21 protein-coding genes are annotated in these 19,854 nt (G+C 68.8%); 5 read left to right on the top strand and 16 right to left on the bottom strand.

What is annotated here, in order from left to right; translation table 11 throughout:
• Positions 1-40: 40 nt before the first annotated feature.
• The 4 genes from JAN5088_RS14840 to gap (JAN5088_RS14825) form a co-directional block, all read right to left on the bottom strand.
• A complete protein-coding gene (locus tag JAN5088_RS14840) occupies positions 41-1,219 on the bottom strand; it encodes a phosphoglycerate kinase (protein ID WP_055683599.1) in 1,179 nt (392 codons plus the stop codon).
• A 72-nt stretch (positions 1,220-1,291) separates the two neighbouring features.
• Positions 1,292-2,293, bottom strand: coding sequence for a type I glyceraldehyde-3-phosphate dehydrogenase (gene gap, locus JAN5088_RS14835; RefSeq protein WP_055683805.1), 1,002 nt, complete (start codon positions 2,291-2,293; stop codon positions 1,292-1,294).
• A 111-nt stretch (positions 2,294-2,404) separates the two neighbouring features.
• Positions 2,405-2,548: a hypothetical protein gene (locus JAN5088_RS19075; RefSeq protein ID WP_055683598.1), complete on the bottom strand. Its 144-nt coding sequence runs from the start codon at positions 2,546-2,548 to the stop codon at positions 2,405-2,407.
• Between the two features lie 40 nt (positions 2,549-2,588).
• Positions 2,589-3,587, bottom strand: a complete 999-nt coding sequence (gene gap, locus JAN5088_RS14825) for a type I glyceraldehyde-3-phosphate dehydrogenase (protein ID WP_055683597.1) — start codon at positions 3,585-3,587, stop codon at positions 2,589-2,591.
• Positions 3,588-3,788: 201 nt separating this feature from the next.
• On the opposite strand from gap (JAN5088_RS14825), the gene JAN5088_RS14820 reads away from it, so the two are divergent.
• Positions 3,789-4,742, top strand: coding sequence for a DUF808 domain-containing protein (locus JAN5088_RS14820; RefSeq protein ID WP_055683596.1), 954 nt, complete (start codon positions 3,789-3,791; stop codon positions 4,740-4,742).
• Positions 4,743-4,744: 2 nt separating this feature from the next.
• Here JAN5088_RS14820 and JAN5088_RS14815 read toward each other — a convergent pair whose 3' ends face one another.
• Both JAN5088_RS14815 and tkt read right to left on the bottom strand, forming a co-directional pair.
• Complete coding sequence (locus tag JAN5088_RS14815) at positions 4,745-5,419, bottom strand: NYN domain-containing protein (RefSeq protein WP_233489805.1); 675 nt, start codon at positions 5,417-5,419, stop codon at positions 4,745-4,747.
• 87 nt (positions 5,420-5,506) lie between these two features.
• The gene (gene tkt, locus JAN5088_RS14810) at positions 5,507-7,537 is read right to left on the bottom strand and encodes a transketolase (protein WP_055683595.1); all 2,031 of its coding nucleotides are present in this window, start codon (positions 7,535-7,537) and stop codon (positions 5,507-5,509) included.
• 130 nt (positions 7,538-7,667) lie between these two features.
• On the opposite strand from tkt, the gene JAN5088_RS14805 reads away from it, so the two are divergent.
• Both JAN5088_RS14805 and JAN5088_RS14800 read left to right on the top strand, forming a co-directional pair.
• Complete coding sequence (locus JAN5088_RS14805; RefSeq protein WP_055683594.1) at positions 7,668-8,042, top strand: hypothetical protein; 375 nt, start codon at positions 7,668-7,670, stop codon at positions 8,040-8,042.
• Entirely contained in the window at positions 8,035-8,436 is a 402-nt protein-coding gene (locus JAN5088_RS14800) for a cell division protein ZapA (protein WP_055683593.1), read from the top strand. The genes JAN5088_RS14805 and JAN5088_RS14800 overlap by 8 nt, the downstream gene beginning before the upstream one ends.
• 4 nt (positions 8,437-8,440) lie before the next feature.
• On the opposite strand, the gene JAN5088_RS14795 is transcribed toward JAN5088_RS14800, so the two are convergent.
• Positions 8,441-9,100 carry an SDR family NAD(P)-dependent oxidoreductase gene (locus JAN5088_RS14795; protein WP_055683592.1) on the bottom strand — a complete coding sequence of 220 codons (660 nt, stop codon included), beginning with the start codon at positions 9,098-9,100 and terminating at the stop codon, positions 8,441-8,443.
• A 112-nt stretch (positions 9,101-9,212) separates the two neighbouring features.
• On the opposite strand from JAN5088_RS14795, the gene JAN5088_RS14790 reads away from it, so the two are divergent.
• Entirely contained in the window at positions 9,213-9,797 is a 585-nt protein-coding gene (locus JAN5088_RS14790) for a biotin transporter BioY (protein ID WP_055683591.1), read from the top strand.
• A 49-nt stretch (positions 9,798-9,846) separates the two neighbouring features.
• Here JAN5088_RS14790 and JAN5088_RS14785 read toward each other — a convergent pair whose 3' ends face one another.
• The 9 genes from JAN5088_RS14785 to pyrC form a co-directional block, all read right to left on the bottom strand.
• Entirely contained in the window at positions 9,847-10,299 is a 453-nt protein-coding gene (locus JAN5088_RS14785; RefSeq protein WP_233489804.1) for a DUF1284 domain-containing protein, read from the bottom strand.
• Positions 10,300-10,310: 11 nt separating this feature from the next.
• Positions 10,311-11,783, bottom strand: coding sequence for an amidophosphoribosyltransferase (gene purF, locus JAN5088_RS14780; protein WP_055683590.1), 1,473 nt, complete (start codon positions 11,781-11,783; stop codon positions 10,311-10,313).
• Between the two features lie 86 nt (positions 11,784-11,869).
• Positions 11,870-12,469 carry a CvpA family protein gene (locus JAN5088_RS14775; RefSeq protein WP_055683589.1) on the bottom strand — a complete coding sequence of 200 codons (600 nt, stop codon included), beginning with the start codon at positions 12,467-12,469 and terminating at the stop codon, positions 11,870-11,872.
• A gap of 25 nt (positions 12,470-12,494) precedes the next feature.
• A complete protein-coding gene (radA, locus tag JAN5088_RS14770; RefSeq protein WP_055683588.1) occupies positions 12,495-13,862 on the bottom strand; it encodes a DNA repair protein RadA in 1,368 nt (455 codons plus the stop codon).
• Positions 13,863-13,922: 60 nt separating this feature from the next.
• The gene (locus tag JAN5088_RS14765) at positions 13,923-14,711 is read right to left on the bottom strand and encodes a hypothetical protein (protein ID WP_055683587.1); all 789 of its coding nucleotides are present in this window, start codon (positions 14,709-14,711) and stop codon (positions 13,923-13,925) included.
• A 155-nt stretch (positions 14,712-14,866) separates the two neighbouring features.
• Positions 14,867-15,922: an alanine racemase gene (gene alr, locus JAN5088_RS14760; RefSeq protein ID WP_055683586.1), complete on the bottom strand. Its 1,056-nt coding sequence runs from the start codon at positions 15,920-15,922 to the stop codon at positions 14,867-14,869.
• Between the two features lie 36 nt (positions 15,923-15,958).
• Positions 15,959-17,440, bottom strand: coding sequence for a replicative DNA helicase (locus JAN5088_RS14755; protein WP_055683585.1), 1,482 nt, complete (start codon positions 17,438-17,440; stop codon positions 15,959-15,961).
• Between the two features lie 108 nt (positions 17,441-17,548).
• Positions 17,549-18,226: an orotate phosphoribosyltransferase gene (locus tag JAN5088_RS14750; RefSeq protein WP_055683584.1), complete on the bottom strand. Its 678-nt coding sequence runs from the start codon at positions 18,224-18,226 to the stop codon at positions 17,549-17,551.
• Complete coding sequence (gene pyrC / locus JAN5088_RS14745) at positions 18,223-19,245, bottom strand: dihydroorotase (protein WP_055683583.1); 1,023 nt, start codon at positions 19,243-19,245, stop codon at positions 18,223-18,225. The genes JAN5088_RS14750 and pyrC overlap by 4 nt, the downstream gene beginning before the upstream one ends.
• A gap of 285 nt (positions 19,246-19,530) precedes the next feature.
• On the opposite strand from pyrC, the gene JAN5088_RS14740 reads away from it, so the two are divergent.
• A complete protein-coding gene (locus tag JAN5088_RS14740; protein ID WP_143114691.1) occupies positions 19,531-19,782 on the top strand; it encodes an antifreeze protein in 252 nt (83 codons plus the stop codon).
• Positions 19,783-19,854 lie beyond the last annotated feature (72 nt).

Below are 19,854 nucleotides of genomic sequence, written 5' to 3'. Positions count from 1 at the left end.
CCGCAAGCGTGGTTGCGCTAACGCGCCGTCGGGGCGGCGGTCAGGCCGACAGCGCCGCGACGCCCGGCAATTCCTTGCCTTCCATCCATTCGAGGAACGCGCCCCCGGCGGTGGAGATATAGGTGAAGTCCTCCGCCACGCCCGCGTGGTTCAGCGCCGCGACCGTGTCGCCGCCGCCCGCCACCGACACCAGCGCCCCGTCGCGCGTCAGCTTGGCGGCGTGCTGCGCGGCGGCGGTCGTCGCGCGGTCGAAAGGCTCCATCTCGAAGGCGCCGAGCGGGCCGTTCCAGACCAGCGTGGCGCAGCCGTCCAGCACGGTGCGGATGTGCATGACCGAGTCCGGCCCCGCGTCGAGGATCATCCAGCCTTCGGGAACCTCCTCGGCCTTGACGGTGCGCGTCTCGGGGTTGGCGCGGAACTCCTGTGCCACGACGACGTCGCGGGGCAGCAGGATGGCGCAACCGGCCTGTTCGGCCCGCGCGGCGATGTCGCGGGCGGTGTCGAGGAGGTCATGTTCGCAAAGCGACTTCTGCACGTCCACGCCCTGCGCGGCCAGGAAGGTGTTCGCCATGCCGCCGCCGATGATGAGGTGCTGCACCTTGGTCACGAGGTTCGCCAGCAGGTCGAGCTTCGACGACACCTTGGCCCCGCCGACCACGGCGGCGACCGGGGGCCTGGGCGAGCCGAGCGCCGCCTCCAGCGCCTTCAGCTCCGCCTCCATCGACCGGCCGGCGCAGGCGGGCAGCATCCGGGCCAGCGCGTGCGTCGTCGCATGGGCCCGGTGCGCGGCCGAGAAGGCGTCGTTGCAGTAGACGTCGCCAAGGCCCGCCAGCCGTCTTGCGAAACCTTCGTCGTCGGATTCCTCACCCGGATTGAAGCGCACGTTTTCGAACAGGAGGACGTCGCCGTCCTCCATCCCGCTCACCGCCTGGCCGTAGTTGCCATCCGCGAACCCCACTTCGACCCCGAGCGCGTCGGACAGAGAGGGCACGACCTGCTTCAGCGACATCTCGGGCACGACCTTGCCCTTGGGTCGGCCGAAGTGCGCCAGGAGCACGACCCTGGCCCCCGCCGCCCGCAGGTCGCGGACGGTGGGGACGATCCGGTCGATGCGGGTGGTGTCGGTCACGCGGCCGTTTTCCACGGGGACGTTGATGTCCACGCGGGTCAGGACGACCTTTCCCGAAAGCTCCATGTCGTCGAGTGTCCTGAAGCCCATCGCATCCCCCAGTGTTGACGGCCGTCAACTTAACCTTTTGTCAATAAACGATGTTTCGCACGCGAAACATTTTCAGATCAGCTTGCCCATCGCCACGGCCGTATCCGCCATCCGGTTGGAGAAGCCCCATTCGTTGTCGTACCACGTCAGGATCCGGCACATCTTGCCGCCGTCCATCACCTTGGTCTGGTCCATCGCGACGGTCGAGGAATGGGGATCGTGGTTGAAGTCGCTGCTGACCAGCTTGCGGTCCGTATAGGCCAGGATGCCCTTGAGCTTGCCGTCGGCCGCGCTGCGGATGGCGTCGTTGATCTCCTCCACCGTCGTGTCGCGGGCGGCGGTGAACGTCAGGTCCACGACGGAGACGTTGGGCGTCGGCACCCGGATCGCCACGCCGTCGAGCTTGCCGTTCAGGTCGGGCAGCACCAGCCCCACCGCCTTGGCCGCGCCGGTCGAGGTCGGGATCATCGACAGGGCCGCGGCGCGGGCGCGGTAGAGATCCTTGTGCATCGTGTCCAGCGTCGGCTGGTCGCCAGTGTAGCTGTGGATCGTGGTCATGAACCCGCGCTCGATCCCGATTGCGTCATGCAGGACGGAGGCGACGGGGGCGAGGCAGTTCGTGGTGCAGGAGGCGTTCGAGACGATGATGTCCTTGGCCGTCAGCTGGTCGGAGTTGACGCCATAGACCACGGTCTTGTCGGCGTCCTTGCCCGGGGCTGAAATCAGGACGCGCTTCGATCCGTTGTCCAGATGCGCCTGGCACTGTTCCTTGCTGGTGAAGATGCCGGTGCATTCCAGGGCGATGTCCACGTCCGTCCAAGGCAGGTCGGCGGGGTCGCGCATGGCCGTGACCTTGATGCGGCCGCGCCCCACGTCGATCCAGTCGTCGCCCGTCGTCACCTCGGCCGGGAAGCGGCCGTGCACGCTGTCGAACTGGAGAAGATGGGCGTTGGTCTCGACCGGCCCCAGGTCGTTGATCGCGACGACCTCGATATCCTCTCGGCCCGATTCGACGACGGCGCGCAGGATGTTGCGCCCGATGCGCCCGAATCCGTTGATTGCGACCTTGACCATGTTGACCTCCGTGCGGGTGATGACTGACTTGCGCCGCAACGGGTCGTTACCGCTAACGGTTCCGGTCCGCGCTAGCATGGGCCGGCCCCGCCGCGCAACCGCGTCGCGTCGCTAGCGCCAGAAGGCCATGTATTCGATCAACTCCACAAGCTTGCGTCCGAGGAACGTCAGCGCGTCGGCGTCATTCAGCGCCCAGTCCGCCCCGATCAGAACGACGATCAGGACGGCGAGAAGGGCGGCGACGGAATTGGTCATGGCGCGACCCTTCGCGCCCGCCGCCCCGGTTTGCAAGCCGTCAGATCAGGCGGCCCATATGTGCCGCGACATCGGCCATGCGGCAGGAAAAGCCCCATTCGTTGTCGTACCATGCCAGCACCCGCACGGTGCGGCCGACGACCTTGGTCTGGTCGGGGGCGAAGATGCTGCTGTGGGTGGTGTGGTTGAAGTCCACGCTGACCTTCGGTTCCGGATCGTAGGCGAGGACCGCGCCCATGTGGCCCGCCGCCGCCTCGGCCACCACGGCGTTCACGTCGGCGACGGTCACGTCCTTCGACGCCTGGAAGGTCAGATCGACCGCGCTGACGTTCGGGGTGGGCACCCGCAGCGCCGTCCCGTCGAGCTTGCCGGCAAGCTCCGGCACCACCTCGCCCAGGGCGCGGGCCGCGCCGGTCGAGGTCGGGATCATCGCCATCGCCGCCGCCCGTGCGCGGTACAGGTCGTCATGCCGCCGGTCGAGCGTCGGCTGGTCGCCGGTGTAGCTGTGGATCGTGGTCATGATGCCGCTTTCGATGCCGATGGCGTCGTTCAGCACCTTGGCCAGCGGCGCGAGGCAGTTGGTCGTGCAGGAGGCATTCGACGCGACGTGATGGTCGCGGGTCAGCGCGCGATGGTTCACGCCGTAGACCACGGTCAGGTCGGCGTTCTTCGCCGGCGCCGAGACAAGCACGCGCTTGGCGCCGCGCGACAGGTGGACGGCGGCGGCCTCGCGGTCGTTGAACTTGCCGGTGCATTCCAGCACCACGTCCACGCCTTCCCAGTCCAGCTCCTGCGGATCGTAGGTGGAAAAGACCTTGATCGGCCCGTGGCCCAGGTCGATGGTGTCGTCGTTCACCCGCACCTCGCCGCCGAAGCGCCCGTGCACGCTGTCGTAGCGCAGGAGGTGGGCGTTGGTGGCGATGGGGCCGGTGGCGTTCATCCTGACGACGCTGACGTCGTTGCGGCCGGCGCTGGCGATATGGGCCAGGGTGCAGCGTCCGATGCGACCGAATCCGTTGATGCCGATTGTGACCGTCATGTCCGCCTCCGTTTCGATGGCAAGGCGATAGGCCGGCGTGACGTGCCGCGGCAACCTTGAAAAGCCCCGCAGAGCAGGGTGTTAGCGTTAAAGGTCGCCGGTGGCGCTAACGGTTTGCGCTAACCCGGCGGCGGTCCTTCGTTGACGGCTCGGGGCGGGCGGTTGATCGTCGCCCGACGCAACACGGGGGATTCGGGCGCGATGAGCGGACTTCTGGCACTACTCGACGACGTGGCGGCCATCGCCAAGGTGGCCTCGGCCTCGATCGACGACATCGCGGGGCAGGCGGCCAAGGCGGGGGCCAAGGCGGCGGGCGCGGTGATCGACGACGCGGCCGTGACGCCCAAGTACGTCCACGGGTTTCAGGCCGCGCGCGAACTGCCCATCGTCTACAAGATCGCGCGGGCGTCGGTGTTCAACAAGCTGGTGATCCTGCTGCCCATCGCCATGCTGCTGTCGAGCTTCGCGCCCTGGCTGATCCCCGTGTTCCTGCTGATGGGGGGGCTTTACCTGTGTTACGAGGGCGGGCTGAAGGTCTATCGGTCGCTGTTCGGCAAGGGGACCGAGGCGAAGATCGACCCGGCCACGACCCCGCTCGACGCCACGCATCTGGAGGAGCAGCGGGTCAAGGGGGCGATCAAGACGGACTTCATCCTGTCGGCCGAGATCATGACGATCATCCTCGCGGCACTCGACCCGAACCGGCCCATCTGGTTCGAGGCGGCGGCCCTCGGCGTGGCGGGTATCGGCATCACCGTCATCGTCTACGGCGCGGTCGCGCTGATCGTGAAGGCCGACGACATGGGGCTGGCCCTGGCCGAGAACGCGCGGCTGGAGCCGACCCGCGCCTTCGGCCGCGGCGTGGTGCGGGGGATGCCGGGGTTCCTGCGGGGGCTGACCATGGTGGGCACCGCCGCGATGATCTGGGTCGGCGGCAACATCGTGGTGCACGCCCTGGGCGAGATCGCGTGGTCCGGCCCCTACGACGTGATCCATCACGCTGCCGTCGCGGTGGCGGGCGTGGCGCCGGGGGCGAAGGGCGCGGTGGAATGGCTGGTGACGGCGGTGCTGGACGGGGTGGTCGGGCTGACGCTCGGGTTCGCGCTGATCCCGCTGGTGGGGCTGTTGCCGGGCCACGGGGCGGAGGCGCATTGAGCTCAGGTCGTGGCTTGAAACGGCGCTGGTCGGAACCGGACGCGGGCGTCCGGACCGCGAGGGTCGAGGTCATAGAGCGCGGGCCGGGCGGAAAGATAGGCGCGCCATGTCTTTTCGGGCAGTGAGCCGATGACCGTGCCGTGAAGGCTGCTCATATGCGCACCCAAGGCTGCGATGGCCATGCCTTTGCCTTCAGTGCTGTGTTGCGCGATCATCTTGCGGATACCGCGATCCAGGGTCGTGATCCCGGACGCCACGCCTTCCAGCGCCAGAACCTCGAACCGATGGCAGGCGTCGCGGAAGGCGGCCGGTGCCTTCGCTTCGCCCATGCCGACCACGTGGATGCCGCCTTCGCGCAGGCGTTGCGCCAGATGCACGAAATCGCCGTCGGAGCTTGCGACGATCACGGTCGCGGCCCGGCCGGTCAAGGCCACCTCCATCGCGTCGATGCAAAGGAGCACGTCGGCCGCGTTCTTGCCGCAGCCGGCGTGGATGGTGCGGAAGCCGGGGGCGTCGCGCCAGCCGCCCAACCGCGTGACGTCGCCGTAGACGCGACGGATGTCCGCGGACCCTTGGCGCGCGGCGAAGGCGGCGATGCGGGACGCGTGATCGGGCGACAGGTTGTCGCCATCGACGAACAGAGCAACGGGGCCGGACAGGGGGGTAACGGCGTTCATGCCATCGGGATGGCGCGGTAATCCGGCCGAATTGCGGCCCGATGGGGACGGACGCGCGGCGACTGGCCGACGCGCGCCCGAAGTGCATCAGAGCATGTCGCGCGCCGCCTGTGCGACCGCATCGGCGGTGATGCCGAAGTGCTTGTAGAGGTCTTCCGCCGGGGCGGAGGCGCCGAAGCCGTGCATGCCGACGAAGGCGCCCTTGTCGCGGCGGCCCCGCTCGCCATAGAGCCAGCGGTCCCAGCCGAAGCGGGTCGCCGCCTCGACCGCCACGCGGACGGGGCCGGCGGGCAGGACCTTGCGGCGGTACTTCTCGTCCTGCTCCTCGAACAGCTCCCAGCAAGGCATGGAGACGACGCGCGTGCCGATGCCGTCACGCTCCAGCAGGTCGCGGGCGGCCATGGCGATCTCGACCTCGGAGCCGGTGGCCATCAGGATGACCATGCGCTTGGCGGTCGCATCGGCCAGAACGTAAGCCCCCTGCGCGACCAGGTTCTTGCTGGTGTAGTCCTTGCGCAGCGTCGCCACGTTCTGCCGCGTCAGCGTCAGGATGGAGGGGGTGCGCTCGGAGGTCAGCGCGAGTTCCCACGCCTCCGCCGTCTCGACGGTGTCGCAGGGGCGGAAGACGTGGGTGTTCGGCGTGGCGCGGCACATGGCCAGGTGTTCGATCGGCTGATGGGTCGGGCCGTCCTCGCCCAGTCCGATGCTGTCGTGGGTCATCACATAGGTGACGGGCACGCCCATCAGCGCCGACAGGCGCATCGCGGGGCGGGCGTAGTCGGTGAAGCAGAAGAACGTCCCGCCATAGGGGCGCACGCCGCCGTGCAGCGCCATCCCGTTCAGCGCCGCGGCCATGCCGTGTTCGCGGATGCCGTAGTGGATGTAGCGGCCCGCGCGGTTGTCCGCGTCGAAGATGCCCAGCCCCTCGGTCAGGGTGTTGTTCGACCCGGTGAGGTCGGCCGATCCGCCGATGGTCTCGGCCATGATCGGGTTGACGACTTCCAGAACCATTTCCGACGACTTGCGCGTGGCCACCGACGGCTGGCCCTCGGCGATCTGGCGCTTGAGGGCCTTGATCGTGGCGGAGAGGCGGCGCGGGGCCTCGCCCTTGAGCGCGCGCTCGAAATCGGCCCGCTTGCCGGACCCCATCTCTGCCAGGCGGGTCTCCCATTCGGCGCGGGCCTCGGCGCCGCGCGATCCGATGGCCTCCCACTGGGACTTGAGGTCGGCGGGAATGTCGAAGGGCGCCTCCTCCCAGCCGTAGGCGCGCTTGGTCGCGGAGATCAGGTCGGGGTCGGTCAGGGCGCCGTGGCCCTTGGCCGTGTCCTGCGCGCCGGAGCCGAGCGCGATATGCGTGCGGCAGGCGATCATGGTGGGCTTCTTGCCCTTCTTGGCCTGGTTCAGCGCCACGTCGATGGCGTCGGGGTCGTGGCCGTCCACCTCGATCACGTCCCAGCCGCTGGCCTTGAACCGCTGCTTCTGGTCGGTGACGTCGGACAGCTCGACCTTGCCGTCGATGGTGATGCGGTTGTCGTCCCACATCACGATCAGCTTCGAAAGCTCCAGCTTGCCGGCGAGCGCGATGGCTTCCTGGCTCACCCCCTCCATCAGGCAGCCGTCACCGGCGATGACCCAGGTGTAGTGGTCGACGATCTTGCGGCCGTAGCGGGCGCGCTGCACCTCCTCGGCGATGGCCATGCCGACGGACATGGCGATGCCCTGGCCCAGCGGGCCGGTCGTCGCCTCGATCCCCGGGGCGTGGCGGTATTCGGGATGGCCCGCCGTGATCCCGCCGAGTTGGCGGAAGTCGCGGATCTGGTCGAGCGTCATCTTGGGGTAGCCCGTCAGGTAGAGCAGCGAATAGAGCAGCATCGACCCGTGGCCGGCCGACAGGACGAAGCGGTCGCGGTCGGGCCATTCGGGGCGGCTCGCATCGAACTTGAGGTGTTTTTCCCAGAGCACGGTCGCCACGTCGGCCATGCCCATGGGCATCCCGGAATGCCCGGAATTGGCGGCGGCAACGGCGTCGAGCGTCAGGGTGCGGATGGCGGCGGCCCGGCGCCAGTGGTCGGGATGGGCGGCGCGCAGGGCGTCGAGGTCGGGGCTCTGATCGGTCATCGGGGTTCTCCGTCGCTTTGGACCTTCCCTAGCAGGCCGTGGCCGCTGTGCAAGGATCGCGCGCGCGGCCTTTGACATGGGCGCGCATTTGCGTTCCCTTGGGCGCGCAACCCAGACCAAGGGACGGAACATGGCGGAACAGGCGGAATTCGACACCCGCATCGCACGGCTGGAGGCGGCGCTCGCCGCGACGGCGGATGCGCTGGAGGCGGCGACCGCCGCGTCGAGCGGGCCCGCGGCACCCGCGGCGGACCCGGCCGAACTGGCGGAGGCCCGTCAGCGGATCGAGGCGCTGGAGCAGGAGGCCCGCGACCGGGAGGCCAAGCTCAGGCGGGTCACGAAGCGGGCGGAGCGGCAGGATGACGCCGACCCCGCGGATGACGGAGAGGTCGCGCGGCTGCGCGCCGAACTGGACGCGATGCGTGCGGCGCGGGCGCAGGACCTGACCGAGATGAAGGCCCTGCTGGCCGAACTGGAACCCATGCTGGAGACTGCGGATGCCTGACATGACCATCGAGATCGGCGGCCGGTCGTTCCAGGTCGCCTGCCAGCCGGGCGAGGAAGGCTATCTGAACGCGGCGGCCGAGATGCTCGACCGCGAGGCGCAGGCGCTGGTCGCCAGCGGCACGCGGCTGACGCAGGACCGGATGCTGCTGATGGCGGGGCTGATGCTGGCCGACAAGGCGATTTCCGCCGAGGAGGAGCTGCGGACGCTCGACCGGCGGCTGGTGCAGCAGACGCAGCTTCTGGACGAGATGCAGGCCCATCCGAAGCCGGAACCCGAGGTCCGCGAAGTGGTGAAGGAAGTCGTGCCGCAGTCGGCCATCGACCGCATCGACACGCTGGCCGCCCGCGCCGAGGACTTGGCCGCCCGCGCGCGGGAGATGGCGGGCAACTGACCCGTCAGAGACCGATGCCGCCCATGAGGCGCGCGGCCTCGTCGTGCGGACTGGCAAGCGCGTCGCGGTTCTCGCTCGGGTGGAAGCGTCCGCGGACCGCGGTGGGCATGGGGCGCGGCGTCAGCAGATGGACGCGCGCGGCCCGGGCCGTCGTCGCCTCCGCCTGCCAGGCGTTGATCAGGGCGCGCTGCGCGGCCTTCGTCGCCATGTAGGCCGAGGCGAACTTCAGCGGCCGGTCGTCGTCGAAGAACACCGCCTGCCCGCCCCCCGACGCCATCAGGAGCGGCGAGACATAGGGGATGAGCCGTTGCAGTGCAGTGACGTTGGTGTCGAGCGCCTTGGCGAAATCCTTGTCGTCGGCCATTGTCGCGGGCGACAGCGGCGGCGTTTGCACGGCCGTGTGGACCCAGAGCGGCAGCGCGCCCCAACGGTCGTGGATGTTACGGCACAGATGCTGCATCGCGCCGGCGTCGCAGATGTCCATGGGCGCCAGCGTCGCCTGGCCGCCGGCGGCCTGGATCCGGTCGTCGAGCTCCTCCAGCGCGCCCTGGGTGCGGGCGACCGCGACGACGTGGGTGCCGTTCGCGGCCAGGCGTTCGGCGATGGCGGCCCCGAGGCCGCGCGAGGCGCCGGTGACCAGCGCGAGAGTCGGATGATCTGTCATGCGCCTCCGGTCGCACGGCCGCGCGCCGGGTTCAAGATTGACAGCCACATTGACAGGCACCGGGCGGGCGCGGAAAAGGACGGGGAGCGCAGATCCCCCGAAGGAGGACCACATGACCCCCACCGCGACGGCCCTGGGCCGCATGACCCTGACGAAACAGGCGGCCCTGGTGCTGGCCGGAACCGCCGTGCTGGCCACCGCGAGCCAGGTGACGGTGCCGTTCTATCCCGTGCCGGTGACGTTGCAGACGCTGGCCATCCTGTCGGTGGGCTTCGCGCTCGGGTCGCGGCTGGGCGCGCTGACGGTGCTGGCCTGGCTGGCGCAGGCGGCGATGGGCGCGCCGGTTCTGGCGAACTTCGGCAACGGCGCGGCGTTCTTCGGGCCGACGGCCGGGTTCCTCGTGGGCTTCGTGGGCATGGCGTGGCTGGCGGGTCTGGCGACGGACCGGGGCGTGACCGGGCCGCTGAAGCTGGCGGGCGTGGGCCTTGCGGCCTCGGCGTTGCTCTATGTGCCGGGCCTTGCCTGGCCGCTGGGCGTGGCCTCGGCGATGGGCGTGACGGTTCCGGGCGCCGACATGGGGCCGGGCGCGCTTTTCGGCGCTTTCGCGGCGCCGTTCCTTCTGGGCGACGCGGTCAAGGCGGTGCTGGCGGCGGTGATCGTGTCGGGCGGCCTGGCGGTGCTTGGCAAACGCGCCTGACACGGCGTATCGGAACGGTTCGGAAAGCCGGCCTTCGGGCCGGCTTTCGTCATTGGATCAGGCGGGCGACCGCCGCCTTGCACATGCCGCCCGGCAGCCATGGGCAGTCGCGGCAGATGCGGTCAAGGTCGTCGGGCACCACGTTTTCACGCACCTTCTCCAGACATTCGCCCCAGGTGAGCAACTGGCCGGGCGCCAGGTCGAGAAGTTCGGCGTGGTCCGCGTCGAAGCGGTCGATCCGGTCCTGCGAGGCGCAGCCCAGACCGCGACGTTTGGGGCAGGGGGCGCAGATCGCGTCGGCGTGGCCGCTGATGAGGATGTTCATGTCCTGCCCGCCGGGCGCGCGAAGCTGACCGCGGACCAGATTGCTCATGTTCGCGGTGAACGCATCGTCGTATCCGACTCCCTCGAAGCCGACGGAGCAGAGGACGTGATGCGGGCGCAGGCGAAGGGTCATCCGCGACACATTGGCGCGGGTGGATGGCATCTTCAAGTCGGTCAAATGGATACAGTCTATTCTGCTGCCTTCAACTGAAAGCCGTTGGTGATCTGGTCCGAAGGCGAAACCGGGTAGTCGCCCGAGAAGCAGGCATCGCAGTATTGCGGGCTGGCGTCGTCGCGGCCGCCTGCCTCGCCCACCGCACGATAGAGGCCGTCGAGCGTGATGAACCGCAGGCTGTCCACCCCCAGATGGGCGCGCATCTCCTCCGCCGTCATGGTGGCGGCGAGCAGCTTTTCACGCTGCGGCGTGTCGACGCCGTAAAAGCAGGGCCAGGCCGTCGGGGGCGAGGCGATGCGGAAATGGACCTCGGCCGCGCCGGCGTCGAGGATCATCTCCTTGATCTTGCGCGACGTGGTGCCGCGCACGACGGAATCGTCCACCAGGATCACGCGCTTGCCCCGGATCAGCGCCCGGTTGACGTTGAGCTTGAGGCGCACGCCCATGTTGCGGATCGACTCGCTGGGTTCGATGAAGGTGCGACCGACATACTGGTTCCGGATGATGCCCATCGCATAGGGGATACCCGATTCGAGGCTGTATCCGATGGCGGCGGGCGTGCCGGAATCCGGGACGGGGCAGACCAGATCGGCCTCGACCGGGGCTTCCTTGGCCAGTTCGCGGCCGATCGCCTCGCGCGTTTCATAGACGCTGCGGCCGCCCAAGATCGAATCGGGGCGGCTGAAGTAGACATGCTCGAAGATGCAGAACCGTGATTTCCGAGGGTCGAAGGGGCGGTGCGAGGTGACGCCGGCGTCGGAGATCACGACCATCTCGCCCGGCTCGATCTCGCGCACGAAGGTGGCGCCGATGATGTCGAGCGCGCAGGTCTCGGAGGCGAGGCACCAGCCGCCGTCCTCCTCCGGATCGACGCGGCCCAGCACCAGGGGACGGACGCCCAACGGATCGCGCACGCCGATGAGCTTGGTCCGCGTCATGGCCACGATGCTGAACGCGCCCTCGACCCGGCGCAGGGCGTCCTTCATCCGCTCGGGGATGTTGCGCTGAAGCGACCGCGCCATCAGGTGAATGATGCATTCGGAATCGCTGGACGACTGGAAGATCGACCCGCTTTGGATCAACTCGCGGCGCAGGGCATCGGCGTTGGTGATGTTGCCGTTGTGCGCGATGGCGGCACCGCCCATGGCGAATTCGCCGAAGAAGGGCTGCACGTCGCGGATGGCGGTCGCGCCCTTGGAGCCGGAGGTGGAGTAGCGGACGTGGCCGATGCCGATGGGGCCGGGCAGGCGGTCCATCACGTCCTGGCTCGTGAAGGTGTCGCGGACGTAGCCGAAGCGGCGTTCGGAATTGAACCCCTGTTCGGGATCGTGGACGACGATGCCCCCCGCCTCCTGCCCGCGGTGTTGCAGGGCGTGAAGGCCGAGCGCGGTGAAATTGGCAGCCGAGCTGACGCCGACCACGCCGAAGACGCCGCATTCCTCATGCAGCTTGTCGTCGTCGAAGGGAGTGCTGCGCCAGTCGGTCATCGCGCGTGTCCTGCTGTGATCGGAGCGTTGCGCCCCACATAGGGGGCGGCGGCGCCGCTGTCACCACCCTGCGCGCGCGGCCGGACCTATTGCGTGGCGGCGGGGGGCACGGTGCCTTCGACGGGGGCGACCGGCGCGCCGCAGGTGCCGACGAGCGATTCATAACGCAGCATGACCCAGCCCGGCGCGTCCTCGGGGATGCGGTTCTCGATCCCGCCGCGGGCACGGTCGTAGATCACGGCGGACCGGCTGTTCGCCACTTCGGGCATGGCTTCGCCCACGGTCACCCGTTCGTAGACGAGGAAAGCCACCGCGACGAGGAGCAGACCGCGCAGCACGCCGAACAGGAAGCCGAACCCCCGGTCGACAGGGCCAAGCACCGAGCCGCGCACCGCGCCCGACAGAAGCGGCGTGAACAGCGACACCACGATGAGCGCCACCACGAAGACGAGCGCGAAGGCCGCGATCAGCGTCAGTTCGCAGTTGTCGCCCAGGACGTTGCCCACATAGGGGATTTCCTGAACCAGCGGGGCGGCGACGGCGGCGAAGGTGAAGGCGAGGAAACCCGCGAGGATCCAGCCGAGGATTGCCATCGCCTCCCGCACGAGGCCGCGGGAATAGGCGAGGATGGCGGAAATGAGGATGATGGCGGCAACGATGCCGTCCACGATGGTGAAGCCGTCCATGTCGTCCCCTTGTCACCGGGAACGGTCAGCCCGCCCCGAACACCTCACCCACAAGCGTGGCGAGGTCCGGAAGCAGGCGCAGCCCCATGCCGCCCGCATCCCCGGTCTTGCACCCTTTGGGCGCCATTGCGGCGGTAAAACCAAGTTTGGCGGCTTCTTTCAACCGATTTTCAGCCTGAGCCACCGGACGCAGGGCGCCGGACAGCGACAGCTCGCCGAAAACGACGGTGTCGGGGGGGATGCCGGCGTCTTCGCGCGCGCTGAGCAGGGCGCAGGCGACGGCGAGGTCGGCCGCAGGCTCGCTGATGCGGATGCCGCCCGCGACGTTCAAATAGACGTCTAGACCCTGGAACCCGACGCCGGTCCGCGCCTCAAGCACGGCCAGGATCATCGACAGGCGGCTGCCGTCCCAGCCGACGACCGCGCGACGGGGTTGCGACAGTTGGCTGGGCGCCACGAGGGCCTGGATCTCGACCAGCACGGGGCGCGTCCCCTCGATCCCGGCGAAGACGACGCTGCCGGGGGCGGGGGCGTCGCGGTCGCCGAGGAACAGGGCCGATGGATTGGCGACTTCGGCCAGGCCCATGCCCGTCATCTCGAACACGCCGATCTCGTCCGCTGGGCCGAAGCGGTTCTTGACGGCGCGCAGGATGCGGAACTGGTGGCCGCGCTCCCCCTCGAAATAGAGGACGGTGTCGACCATGTGCTCCACCACGCGGGGGCCGGCGATCTGGCCTTCCTTGGTGACATGGCCCACGAGGATGACCGAGGTGCCGAAGCGCTTGGCGAAGCTCGTGAGTTCCTGCGCGGAGGCGCGGACCTGGCTGACGCTGCCCGGCGCGCTGTCCACGGTGTCGACCCACATCGTCTGGATCGAATCGATGATGCAAAGGTCGGGTTTCTCGGCTTCCAGCGTCGTCAGGATGTCGCGCAGGTTGGTTTCCGCGGCCAGCTTGACGGCGCTGTCGCCCAGACCCAGCCGCTGGGCGCGCATGCGGACCTGCGCCGTCGCCTCCTCGCCCGAGACATAGACGACGCTGTGGCCGGCGTTGGCGAAGGCGGCGGCGGCCTGAAGGAGCAGGGTGGACTTGCCGATGCCCGGATCGCCGCCCACCAGCGTGGCCGAGGCGGGCACGAGGCCGCCGCCCAGCACGCGGTCGAGCTCACCGAGGCCCGAAAGGGTCCGCGGCGGTGGCGCTTCCTCCGTTGCGAGGTCGGTGAGGGCCATTCGCTTGCCCTTCATCCCGCCCAGCGACTTCTTAGACGGCCCCTGCGACAGGGGCACTTCCTCCTGAATGGAGTTCCAGGCACCGCAACCGTCGCAACGGCCGGTCCATTTCTTGTGGATCGCACCGCATTCGGCGCAGGCGAACTGGGTCACGGGTTTGGCCATGTTCGCGTTTTGGTCCAATCCGCGCGGCGGCGCAAGGCCGATCGCGCGGAGCAGTCCGGATCATTCGGCGGGCGTCACCAGCCGGTCGGACCCGTCGCGGCGCGGGCGCGGCATGCCGACGACGTTGCGTGGACGGGCGCGGCCGGGTTGCGGCAGGCCGTCGATCAGTTCCGCGAAGTCGCGCTTCAGGCGGTCGAGCTGTTTTTCGACCGTCCGTTCCTCGACCGAGACGGCCTGCGTCCAGCGGCGGATCTCCTCGACGGTGGAGCGCGCCATGTCGATGCGCTCGCGGTAGCCGTCGATCTCCTCCTGCCGGCTTTTGAGGAACGTCCGCGCGCGGTCCAGTTTCTCGGTCGAATAGACCTGCGCGAGGTCGCGGCTCTCGACCGACATCTGTGCGGCGACTTCCATCACGTCGGGCTCCAACGTGGCGAGGTCGGGGTGGTTGCGCATCCATTCGATGCGTTCGCGCATCGCGTCGAATTCGCGGCTGAGGCCGAAGACCCCGTCGCGGTCGGCGGCGTGGACGGCCGCATAGGCGCGGGTGACGTCGTCCATGGACAGATGGAAGCGACGGCTCGTCAGCTCCAACCGGCGGACGCGGGCGTTGGCGGGCAGGAACCCGAGGAGCAGGAGGACGAGGAGCGTCAGGCCGATCTGGGCGATCATCCCGGCCTGCGCCACTTCGGCGCCGCCGATGGAAACGGGCAGGTCGATCCAGGGCAGCAGCCCCAGGGCCGCGCCGCCCGTCGCCACGAGAAGTGCTGCGGCGACGAACAGCAGCACGAGACCGCTGATCTGCTGGATGATGGTGGTCGCCATGGCGACGGAGCGGGACATATCGTTCATCTGGCCGGACCCTTCGAGTTGCGGTGTCAGTCGAATTCCTGGCTGCTCGTGTCACCACATTAGCAGGATTCCGCCTATCAAACGTCACAAATCTGAAAGGGTTCCGTGATTTCACCGTGAACTGGCAAATCTGGTCGGTGAAAATCCGCCGACCGCTAGACCTGGTCCGTGTCGCCGCGATACCGCCGGTCGTAGCGGCGACCGAGCGACGTCAGCACCTCGTAGCCGATGGTTCCGGCGTGGGCGGCGACCGCGTCGACGGTGCGATGGGCGTCCAGCACGCGCACCGATTCGGGGTCGGCGTCCAGATGGCTGATGTCGACGCCCATTACGTCCATCGACACCCGGCCGACGACGGGGCAGGGCACCGGCCCGGCCATGACGTCCATTCCCGGCGACAGCGCGCGGAACAGGCCGTCGGCATAGCCGCCCGCGACCGTGGCGATGCGCGATGTCTCGGGCGCGGTCCAGGTGCCGTTGTAGCCGACCTTGTCCCCCGTCTCGACGTCGAAGCAGGTGATGACCGGCAGGTCGAGCGACACGACCGGGTCGGCCTCCGCCCAGGGCAGCCCGCCGTAGAGGCCGATGCCGGGGCGCACCATGTCGAAATGCCAGTCCTCGCCCAGAAGGATCCCGCCGGTGGCGGCCAGGCTGCGCGGCGGGTCGATGCCTTCGGTCAGGTCGTTGAAAAGCGCAAGCTGCGCGAGGTTCTGCGGAGAGTCGGGTTCATCGGCGGACGCAAGGTGCGACATCACCAGCACCGGATCGGCCCGGAGCGCCAGTTCGGCGACGGCGGCCCATTCGGCAGGCTTGAGTCCGAGGCGGTTCATGCCGGTGTCGAGCTGCAACCCGAAGGGATGGCGCGGCAGGCTTTCCAGATGGCGGGCCAGTTGATCGACGGAGCAGATCATCGGCACCACGTCGCCGCGCTTCAGCGTCGCCGTATCGCCCGCCATGTGTCCATAGAAGGCATAGATGCGCGGCTCCGGCCCCAGGACCCGGCGCAGCTCCATCCCTTCCTCCGCGGTGGCCACGAAGAACGCGCGGCAGCCGGCGCGGAACAGGCGCGGCGCGACCTTGGCCACGCCCAGACCGTAGGCGTCGGCCTTGACGCAGGCGCCCGTCTCGCAGTCAGGCGACGACATCGCGTCCAGCGCGCGCCAGTTGGCCGCAATGGCTTCTAGATCGATGAGGAGGGTTCCGGTCGCCATGCCGCGGTGATGCGCGGGGCGGGCGCCTGCGTCAAGTCAGCCGCGGCCTTCCTGCCACGGTTTGACGAGGTTGCCGAAGCGCGTGAACCGCCCCTCGAAGCTGAGTTCCACGGTGCCGATGGGGCCGTGACGCTGCTTGCCGATGACGACCTCGGCCTTGCCGTGCACCGCCTCCATCGCGGCCTGCCATTCGGCCATCTTGTTGAGTTGGTGGTCGCCCGGCTTTTCGCGTTCCTTGTAGTATTCCTCGCGGTAGACGAACATCACGACGTCCGCGTCCTGCTCGATGGAGCCGGATTCGCGCAGGTCCGACAGTTGCGGGCGCTTGTCCTCCCGGTTCTCGACCTGGCGCGAAAGCTGGGACAGGGCGATGACGGGGATGTCGAGCTCCTTGGCGATGGCCTTCAGGCCCTGCGTGATGGCCGACACCTCGTTTACGCGGTTGTCGCCCTTGCCGGGTGCCGTCACCAGTTGCAGGTAGTCCACGATCAGCAGGTCGAGGCCATGCGTCCGTTTCTGCCGACGGGCCCGTGCGGCGAGCTGCGAGATGGGCAGCGCCGGCGTGTCGTCGATGAACAGCGGGCAGGATTCCAGCGCCTTGGCCGCCTCGACGAAGCGGCGGAACTCGGCCTCGGTCATGTCGCCCTTGCGGATCTGTTCCGACGGCACCTCGGCCGCCTCCGACAGGATGCGGGCGGCAAGCTGTTCGGCCGACATTTCAAGCGAGTAGAACCCGACCACGCCGCCTTCGACCGCGCCGTCGCGCCCGTCGTAGGTCTTGCCGCGGCGGTACGCCTTGGCCACGTTGAAGGCGATGTTGGTGGCGAGCGAGGTCTTGCCCATCGACGGCCGCCCGGCGAGGATCAGGAGGTCGGAGCGGTGGAGACCGCCCAGCTTCCTGTCCATGTCGATCAGGCCGGTGGAGATGCCAGCCAGCCCGCCGTCGCGCTGATAGGCGGCGTTGGCGATATCCACGGCCTGCTTGATGGCCGACAGGAACGACTGGAACCCCGATTCCGACCGGCCCTGTTCGGCCAATGCGTAGAGTTTGGATTCGGCATCGACGATCTGGTCGGAAGGCTCCCGATCGACGGTCACGTCGTTGGCCTGCGCGCTGATGTCGCGGCCGAGTGCGATGAGCTCCCGGCGGATCGCCAGGTCGTAGATCATCTGGGCATAGTCCCGCACCGCGTAGGCCGCGACGGCCGAGGCCGCGAGCGTCACCAGATAGGCCGGCCCGCCGAGCGCCTTCAGCCCTTCGTCCTCCTCCAGGAAGGGGCGGAGGGTGACGGGGGAGGCCAGCGCGTTCTTCTGGATGCGGGCGGCGCAGATCTCGAAGATGCGGGCATGGACAGGGTCGTAGAAGTGTTCGCCCCGGATCACGCTGGCCGCGCGGTCATAGAGGTCGTTGTCGGTCAGCAGCGCGCCCAGAAGCTGTTGCTCGGCCTCGATGTTGTGGGGAAGCTGGGCGTCCGCGGCGGCGGGAATCCCGGACTCCAATCGTGCGACCGTGTTCATGCCTGCATCCCCGCCCCGGTTTTTCTGGTTGCCAGCACGATACCCCGCCGGTCCGATTTCGGCAACGCCGGGTGCCTGTGGATAGCGGGGACAAGACGCATCGGCGCCTCAGCCCTTGCGCGCCGCCTGCCAGGCGCGGGGATCGTTCAGGAACGCCTCGACCCCTTCCAGCGTCTCGGCGTCGAAGCTGCTCTGCGCGCGCGCCTCGGCCAGCACGTCCCACCAGGTGCAGAGCGCATGCAGCGCGACGCCGTGATCGCCCAGCGTCTGTTCCGTCTCGGGAAAGATGCCGTAGCTGAAGACGACGGCGGTATGCGCGCAGGTGGCGCCCGTCTCGCGGATCGCGTCGACGAAGGACAGCTTGCTGCCCCCGTCGGTGGTCAGATCCTCGACCAGCAGGACGCGGTCGCCTGTGCCCATCACGCCCTCGATCCGGGCGTTGCGGCCATAGCCCTTGGGCTTCTTGCGGACATAGGTCATCGGCAGCGACAGGCGTTCCGCGATCAGCGCGGCGAAGGGGATGCCCGCCGTTTCGCCCCCCGCGACGTTGGTGAACGCTTCGAACCCCGCGTCGCGCATCACGGTGACGGCGAGGAAATCCATCAGCGTCGCGCGGATGCGGGGAAACGAGATGAGCTTGCGGCAGTCGATGTAAGTCGGGCTCGGCAGGCCGGAGGCCAGGGTGAACGGCTCGCGCGCGTTGAAGTGCACGGCCTCGACTTCCAGCAGGGCGCGGGCGGTCAGGCGCGCGATCTCGGGCGCGGGGGGAAAGCTGGTGGGGATCATGCGGTGTCCTTGACGTGCCAGTTCACGGGGTGGCCGGGGTCGAACAGGGTGACGCGCTGGCCGTGCCCCTCGATTGCGGGCGGAAACTCAAGCGCGCCGCGCGCCAGCGTGATCGTATCGTCGTTGGCGGGCAGTCCGTAGTGCCCGGGGCCGTGGAGCGAGGCGAAGCCTTCCAGCCGGTCGAGCGCCTCCTCCTCCTCGAACACGTGGGCGAGCAGGGGCAGCGCGTGGGGCGCGGTGAAGCAGCCGGCCGAACAGCAGGCGCTTTCCTTGGCGTGGGTCGGATGCGGCGCCGAGTCGGTGCCGAGGAAGAACTGCGCCTCGCCCGAGGTGGCCGCCTGCCGCAGCGCGGCCTGATGGGCCGCGCGCTTGAGGATCGGCAGGCAGTAGAAATGCGGCCGCATCCCGCCCACCAGCATGTCGTTGCGGTTGGCCATCAGGTGCTGGACGGTGATCGTGGCGCCCGTGCCGGGGTGCGCGCGCACCCAGTCGACCGCGTCGGAGGTCGTCACATGCTCCAGCGTCAGTTTCAGCGCAGGATGCGCGTCGCGGAGCGGGGTCAGCACCCGGTCGAGGAACGCCGCCTCCCTGTCGAAGATGTCCACCGAGGGGTCCGTCACCTCCCCGTGGAGGCAGAGGGGCACGCCCGCCTTCTCCATCGCGTCGAACACGGGCCGGACGCGGGCGAAGTCGGACACGCCGGAGGCGGAATTGGTCGTGGCGCCGGCGGGATAGAGCTTCACCGCCGTGATGATGCCATCCCGATGGGCGGCGACGACGTCGGCCGGATCGGTCTCCTCAGTCAGGTAGAGCGTCATGAGGGGCCGCGCGAAGCCCGCCGCGACGACGCGGTCGCGATAGGCCGCGGCCTGCGCGCCCGTGACCACCGGCGGTACGAGGTTGGGCATCACGATGGCGCGCGCGAAATGGCGGCTTTGGGGCGCCACGAGGCGCAGCATGTCGCCGTCGCGCAGGTGTAGGTGCCAGTCGTCGGGTCGTCGGATCGTCAGCATGTCCATGGCGCATCGCCTAGCGGGATCTCGCCCGCGAGGCCAGAGCTTCGGCACGCATGCTTCACGCGATGTTAATAAATCGTCGGCTACATATTGACGGCGGGGGGCATGTCGGCACAGGGTCCGCTGGCTGTGTCGGCCCGGGAGGACAGGATTTCCGGGAACCTGATGGGACTTCGCGCGATCACCTCATGTCGCGTCGCGGGGACCGGGGTGCGCGGAGCGATCCACAAGGTCACGGGAGACCGACACATGATGGAACTATTTCGCCTACAAATGCGGACCGCGCAGATGCTCGTCGAGGCGCAGGGCGTCATCGGCATGCGGATGATGGGAATGACCGGCATGTTCCCCGCCGACGCGGGTGAAACCACGCGCATGGTCAGCGAAAAGCATACTGCGTTCACTGAATCGGGCATGGCCGTGATGGGTGCGCTGATGGCCGGCAAGACCCCGGCGCAGGCTTACGGCATGGGTCTGACGCCGATCGGGCGGACCACCCGTGCCAACTCGCGCCGCCTGGCGCGTCAGATGTCGCGGTGAACGCCGGCGGTTGACGTCGCGGCGCCCGACCTGTTGGGTGCGCGCCATGTTGCCGAGCCGAGGACCGCGCCC

The sequence above is a fragment of the Jannaschia rubra genome, assembly GCF_001403735.1.
Classification (GTDB): domain Bacteria; phylum Pseudomonadota; class Alphaproteobacteria; order Rhodobacterales; family Rhodobacteraceae; genus Jannaschia; species Jannaschia rubra.
Note: the sequence above shows the minus strand (reverse complement) of the source record. Positions and strands in the feature narration are given on the sequence as shown.